The 6,661-nt window shown below is 64.2% G+C and carries 4 protein-coding genes and 1 pseudogene; all 5 read left to right on the top strand.

The annotated features are described in order from the left end of the window. The first annotated feature begins 321 nt into the window (after positions 1–321). Positions 322–2,893 (top strand): annotated as a pseudogene (locus AC3AYF_RS14110) (TRAP transporter permease). A 118-nt stretch (positions 2,894–3,011) separates the two neighbouring features. Further along, on the top strand, positions 3,012–3,458 hold the full coding sequence (locus tag AC3AYF_RS14105; RefSeq protein ID WP_295036361.1) for a DUF4385 family protein: 447 nt from the start codon (positions 3,012–3,014) through the stop codon (positions 3,456–3,458). A gap of 40 nt (positions 3,459–3,498) precedes the next feature. Beyond that, complete coding sequence (locus AC3AYF_RS14100) at positions 3,499–4,299, top strand: MOSC domain-containing protein (RefSeq protein ID WP_295036360.1); 801 nt, start codon at positions 3,499–3,501, stop codon at positions 4,297–4,299. A 556-nt stretch (positions 4,300–4,855) separates the two neighbouring features. Beyond that, positions 4,856–5,500, top strand: a complete 645-nt coding sequence (locus tag AC3AYF_RS14095) for a carbonic anhydrase (protein ID WP_295036359.1) — start codon at positions 4,856–4,858, stop codon at positions 5,498–5,500. A 45-nt stretch (positions 5,501–5,545) separates the two neighbouring features. Then, positions 5,546–6,661: SulP family inorganic anion transporter (locus tag AC3AYF_RS14090; protein ID WP_487779891.1), on the top strand; the 1,116-nt coding region annotated here is incomplete at its 3' end.

Raw genomic sequence — 6,661 nt, 5'->3', positions numbered from 1 at the left:
TGACACTCTGGCGCGGTGGTTGTCTGCAACCGCCGCGCCGTTGGATGGAATCCCCGCGACGATGATCGTCGCATCGAATCAGGCGTGAACCGATAATCGTGTCGATGTCGGTTCACTCACCGGTCGCCAGGGGCGCCGGGCCCTTCCTCGAGTGAGAGAGTTTGAGGGGCAGTATTTTGCAAAACAGCGAACGGAACGCCGAAGGCGAGATATCAGCGCGTGGCGGACAAGCCTTGCCGGGCTGGCGCTCCGGGTTTTCGTTGCGCAACGATTCGCTCGCGCAGGCAATGATTCAGTGTTTCCTCATGTCAGGATCTGCTCATGACCGATAACAAGACTTCCGGCCCCGATCAGGCCAAGCTGGAAGAACTGGCCGCGACCGATACCGGTGGTCGCAAACTGACCGGAACGCCCAACCGCATCCTGCTCGGTGTGGCGGCGCTGTGGTCGCTGTTCCAGCTCTGGATCGCCTCGCCGCTTCCCTTCATCGTCGGATTTGGTGTCTTCAGCGCCACCGAGGCGCGTTCCATTCACCTGGCCTTTGCCGTTTTCCTGGCCTTCATGGCCTATCCGGCGTTCAAGCGCTCGCCGCGGGAGCGCATGCCGATCCTCGATTGGGTGATGGCCTTGGTCGGGGCGTTCTGCGCCTCCTACTTCTTCTACGCCCAGCTGTCCCAGCGCCCCGGTGCGCCGATTCTGCAGGACGTGATCGTCGGCGTGGTGGGGATCGTGCTGCTGCTCGAGGCGACACGCCGCGCGCTCGGCCCGCCGCTGATGATCATCGCGCTGGTCTTCCTGGTCTATTCGCTGGCGGGACCCTACATGCCGGGAATCCTGGCCCATCGTGGCGTCAGCTTCTCCGGGCTGGTCAACCACCAGTGGCTGACCACGCAAGGGGTGTTCGGCATCGCGCTGGGAGTCTCCACCAGCTTCGTGTTCCTGTTCGTGCTGTTCGGTGCGCTGCTCGACAAGGCGGGGGCCGGCAACTACTTCATCAAGGTCGCGTTCTCGCTGCTGGGACACTACCGCGGTGGCCCGGCCAAGGCCGCCGTGGTCTCCTCCGGCCTCACCGGCCTGATTTCCGGTTCCTCCATCGCCAATACCGTGACCACCGGCACCTTTACCATTCCGATGATGAAGCGCGTCGGCTTCAGCGCCACCAAGGCGGGTGCGGTGGAGGTCTCCTCGTCCGTCAACGGTCAGATCATGCCGCCGGTGATGGGCGCGGCGGCGTTTCTGATGGTCGAGTATGTCGGCATTCCCTACATCGAAGTGATCAAGCACGCCTTCGTCCCCGCGGTGATCTCCTACATCGCGCTTCTGTACATCGTGCACCTCGAGGCGATGAAGGCCGGGATGCAGGGACTGCCCAGCGGCAACCCGCAGCGGCCCTGGCTCAACAAGATCCTCGGCTTCCTGACCGGGCTGGTCGGCATCATGGCGCTGGCGTTCGCCGTCTACTACGGCATCGGCTGGCTCAAGCCGGCGCTGGGCGACTCGGCTTCCTGGGTCATCGCCCTGGGCGTCGGCGCCATCTATATCGCACTGCTGAAGATCGGCTCCCGCTACCCGGAGCTGGAAGTGGACGATCCTTCGCAGGAGATCACCCAACTGCCGCGCACCAAACCCACCGTGATGGTGGGGCTTCACTACATCCTGCCGGTGATCGTGCTGGTGTGGTGTCTGATGGTGGAGCGGCTGTCGCCGGGCCTGTCGGCGTTCTGGGCCACCGCCTTCATGATCTTCATCATCCTGACGCAGCGGCCGGTCGACGCACTCTTCCGCGGCAAGAGCGAACTGGCCAGCGACATCAAGCGTGGCGGCATGGACCTGTGGGACGGGCTGATCGATGGCGCCCGCAACATGATCGGCATCGGTATCGCCACCGCGACCGCGGGAATCATCGTCGGCGCCGTCGCGCAGACCGGGGTCGGCCTGGTGCTGGCGGACCTGGTCGAAACGCTGTCGATGGGCAACCTGCTGCTGATGCTGCTGCTCACCGCGGTGCTCAGCCTGATCCTGGGCATGGGGCTGCCGACCACCGCCAACTACATCGTGGTCTCCGCCTTGCTGGCGCCGGTGATCGTGCAGCTGGGCGAGCAGAACGGTCTGATCGTGCCGCTGATCGCGGTCCACCTGTTCGTGTTCTACTTCGGCATCATGGCCGACGTCACGCCGCCGGTGGGGCTGGCCTCGTTCGCGGCGGCGGCGATCTCCGGCGCGGACCCGATACGAACGGGCTTCCAGGCGTTCTACTACAGCCTGCGAACGGCGGCGCTGCCCTTCCTGTTCATCTTCAACACCGATCTGCTGCTGATCAATGTCGACTGGCTTCACGGCCTCATCATCTTCATCGTGGCAACGGTGGCGATGCTGATCTTCGCGGCGGCGACGCAAGGGTTCATGCTGGTCAGGAGTCGCTGGTACGAGAGCCTGCTGCTGTTGCTGGTCGCCTTCACGCTGTTTCGCCCCGGTTTCTGGATGGACATGGTCGATGCGCCTTACGAGGAGGTGCCGCCGGCGCAATTCGAACAGGCGCTGGGCGAGATCGGCCCTGACGATCACCTGATGACGCGGATCGAGGGACTCGATGCCTACGGCTCGCCGACCAGCTTCGTGATCCAGGTGCCGGCGACGGAGGGGGAGCCTGGGCCTGCACCTGATGCAGGAAGACGGCAAGACGCTGGTGGACATGACCGATTTCGGCAGTCAGGCGGAAAAGCTGGGCTTCGACTTCGATCAGCAGATCGTCTCGGTGCGTGTCCCCGCCTCGCAAATGCCGAAGGAGCTGATGTGGATCCCGGCGCTGCTGATGTTCGGGCTGGTCGTCGCGCTCCAGCGGCGTCGCCGGGGGCCCTCGGCCGGCAAGCCCGAGCGACTGGCGACCGCCTGACGCCGGGCCGGGCCCGTGTCGATATGACGGCCGTCTCTCACGAGGCGGTCGTTTTTCATCCCGGGGTCGTCATCGCGCCGTCAGCGATGACGTCGTCTTGACCCGAAGCGAGGTGATCGTGAGTTTTCCCGACGCATCCATCGATTATCGCCAGCATCCCGAATGCTACCGTATCGGCCATGGCGAACGCGGCGTCTTCCATGTCCAACCCTACAAGGATGAACTGCTGCCGCTGTGGGCGATTCGCAACGAGGCCGATGCCAGGCAGGCGGTCCGCGATCTCTCCGCGCGGTTTCGCGACTATCGTGAACGCGGCGATTTCGTGGGCATGGACATGACGCGCAAGTACCTGCAAATGGGCTATACCCGCGCGAGACGCTACGCGCGCTACCCCGGCGGGCGCAAGAAGGACGCCGCGGGGCGCCTGCGACGACCGGGCAACGCCGATGCCGAGAAGGCCCGCATCGCCGAGCACTATCGTGACAAGCTGGATCAGGTGCGTGCCGATGACGCTTACCAGCAGGCCAAGCGAGAGTATCAGCGTCGCCTGAAAGCCAGGCGTTAATTCCACCGGATTCAAGTAATTCTTCTGACAGGAGCCCGTCGTGCCCACGCTTGCCACCATCCATCGTTATCCGATCAAGTCCACCGCGGGCTCGTCCCTGCAACGTGCCCGAGTCGAGGAGGAAGGCCTCGTCGGCGACCGCCGGTTCATGGTGGTCAGGCCCGACGGCACCTTTCTGACCGCGCGAACGCATCCCGGGCTTCAGCGAGTCCGGGCGCAGTTCGACGGCGAGCGCCTGACCTTGACCCACGATGTCCTGCCCCCGGTGGATGTGGCCCGCCGGGAGTTCTCGGGGCATCCCTTCGATACCCAGGTGTGGGCCGACCCTTTCACCGCCACCACCACGCATGCCTCCCTCGATGAGTGGTTCAGTGAGGCCGCGGGCGAACCGGCGCGGCTGCTGTGGCTGGGCGAGCGGTCCCCGCGCTACCGGGACGCGATCGGTGTCAGAGTCAGTTTCGCCGACGGCTACCCGCTGTTGCTGATCTCCGAGGCCTCGCTGGAGGATCTCAACGCCCGTACCGATGGCACGCACGTCATGGCGCAATTCCGACCCAACCTCGTCGCGACCGGCACCGAGCCCTACGCCGAGGATGGCTGGAAGCGGATTCGCATCGGCGAGGTGACGTTTCGCGTCGATGCGCCTTGTTCGCGCTGCGCCATGGTGACGGTCGATCCATCCAGGGGGGAGAAGCGTGCCGACAAGGAGCCGCTCAAGACGCTGGCCGGCTATCGCCGGGGAGAGAAGGGCAAGGTCTATTTCGGCCAGAATCTGGTGGCGGAAAACAGCGGAGAGATCCATGTGGACGACGCCATCGAGGTGCTGGAATTCTCGAGCTGAGATGAACCCGGCATGAACGTTATCGGCGGGTAACGTTCATGCTGCGGTGAGGTTAACTTTTCCGCGAAATCGTTCATCTTCGCGTCAGGTTGTCGAGTATTCTGTTACATTAGTTTTTGTTAAATATTTGATGTTTCCTGCCCGCTGTCACCTGCCGTGACGCTCCCTGTCATGCACCGTTCATCTTGAAGAAAATGAGATCGCGGTAACCCCGTCTTTACGTTTTTTTGCCATCGGTCGTTGGCCGACCGGGCCGCCCGAAGCTGTCTCGGCAGCATCGCCATCCGGCTTTCCTGAATCAACATTCAATCACACCGCCTTACAAAATTTGCAGGCGGCAAAGCGGTTTTCGCTTGCCTGGAACGGTGCTCCCGCCTTACGACTTTATGTGAAGCCTGCGCCTTTCGTCTCATGCGAGGGAGCATGGAAAGTCCGGTCCGAAGGACCGGTGCTTCGACCGACCCTCGCGTGCCGTGCGGGGGGACCGTGGGCCCCATCGAGCCCATCGGCGTCGAGCGACAGGGATTCCAATCGTCACCGTACAGGAGTGCTGGACATGCAATTTTTCGACCGTTTGCTACTCGAGAACCGGGCCTGGGCCGACAACATGAAAGCTTCCGACCCGGAAATTTTCGAGCGGCTCCATCAGGGACAGTCGCCATCCGCGCTGTGGATCGGCTGCTGCGACAGTCGGGTACCGGCGGAGCAGATCTGTAATGCCAAACCCGGGGAGCTTTTCATCCACCGCAATATCGCCAACCTGGTCCACGAGGACGATGCCAACGTCTCGAGCGTGCTCGAATACGCCATCCACGCGCTCGAGGTCGACCACATCATCGTCTGCGGTCACCGCGGCTGTGGCGGCATCCAGGCGGCAGTCACCGGTGGGGATACGCTGCAGGCGCTGCCCTACGTCGACAAGCATCTGGGCCAGGTCAAGCGGCTGGTCGCCGAGCGCAAGGAGGAACTCGATCGGTTCTCGCGCTTGAGCGACAAGGTCGATCACGTCGTCGAGCTCAATGTCATCGCCCAGGTCGAGCGGCTCTCCTCGCTGCCGCTGGTCAACGAGAGCTGGGAGGCGCGCCGGGCGCCCAGCCTGCACGGCTGGGTCTATGACCTGGCCAGCGGACACCTCGAGGAGGTCTACCGCCGCGAGGCCGAATGGGCCGATCAGGACTGGCGGCAGGCAGCGGCCGGCTAGACCGAACTCCGACACGCTGTGACTCAAGGATCCGAGGACACGACAATGACGACATCGACACAAACGGCTTCGGCACGACGCGACAACCCCGACACCTTCTCTTTCCGCCACCTCGCCCGCGATATCCCGGCGGGGATCGTGGTCTTTCTGGTAGCGATTCCGCTCTGCCTGGGGATCGCGCTGGCCTCCGGTGCGCCTCCCATCGCCGGTCTCGTCGCCGGCATGGTGGGCGGGCTGGTGGTGACGATGTTCAGCGGCTCGGCGCTCAGCGTCAGCGGTCCGGCGGCCGGCCTGACCGTCATCGTGCTGGATGCGATCGAACAGTTGGGCAGCTTTTCCGCTTTCCTGATCGCGGTGGTGCTGGCCGGCGCGCTGCAGCTGCTGATGGGGATCTTCAAGCTGGGCCGGATCGGTGCCTTCGTGCCGACCTCGGTGATCAAGGGGATGCTGGCCGGCATCGGTCTGATCCTGGTGCTGGGTCAATTCCCCATGGCACTGGGACACCCCCTGGAGGAGATGCCATCCATCACCGAACCGGTCGCGCTGTTCAGCGATATCTCGCCGCTGGCCACGCTGATCGCGTTGTTCAGTCTGGCGCTGCTGGTGCTGTGGGAGCAGCCGATGATCAAGCGGCACCGGGCGCTGGCACTGATCCCGGGGCCGCTGCTGGTGGTGCTCGGCAGTATCGCCATCGATCGCCTGGTGGGCGGCGCGATGCCCGGCTGGGCGCTGGGAGCGGGGCATCACATCGATCTCGACGGCCTGTCCGGACCTTCGGAGCTGATCGCCCAGATGACCCGGCCGGATCTCGGCGCGCTGGCCAACCCGGCGGTCTATACGGTCGCCATCACCATCGCCATCATCGCCAGCCTCGAGACCCTGTTGAGCCTGGAGGCCATCGACAAGCTGGACCCGCTCAAGCGTCACTCGCCGCCACACCGCGAATTGAAGGCCCAGGGCATCGGCAATATGGTGTGCGGGCTGGTCGGGGCGCTGCCGGTCACTGCGGTGATCGTGCGCAGCTCCGCCAATGCCAATGCGGGGGGCCGCACGCGGCTGTCCAGCCTGATTCACGGTGGCCTGCTGCTGGTGAGCGTGGCGTTTCTGGCGGTCTGGCTCGAGTTGATTCCCCTGGCCACGCTGGCGGCGATCCTGCTGCAC

Source organism: Salinicola sp. (assembly GCF_982684285.1).
Note: the sequence above shows the minus strand (reverse complement) of the source record. Positions and strands in the feature narration are given on the sequence as shown.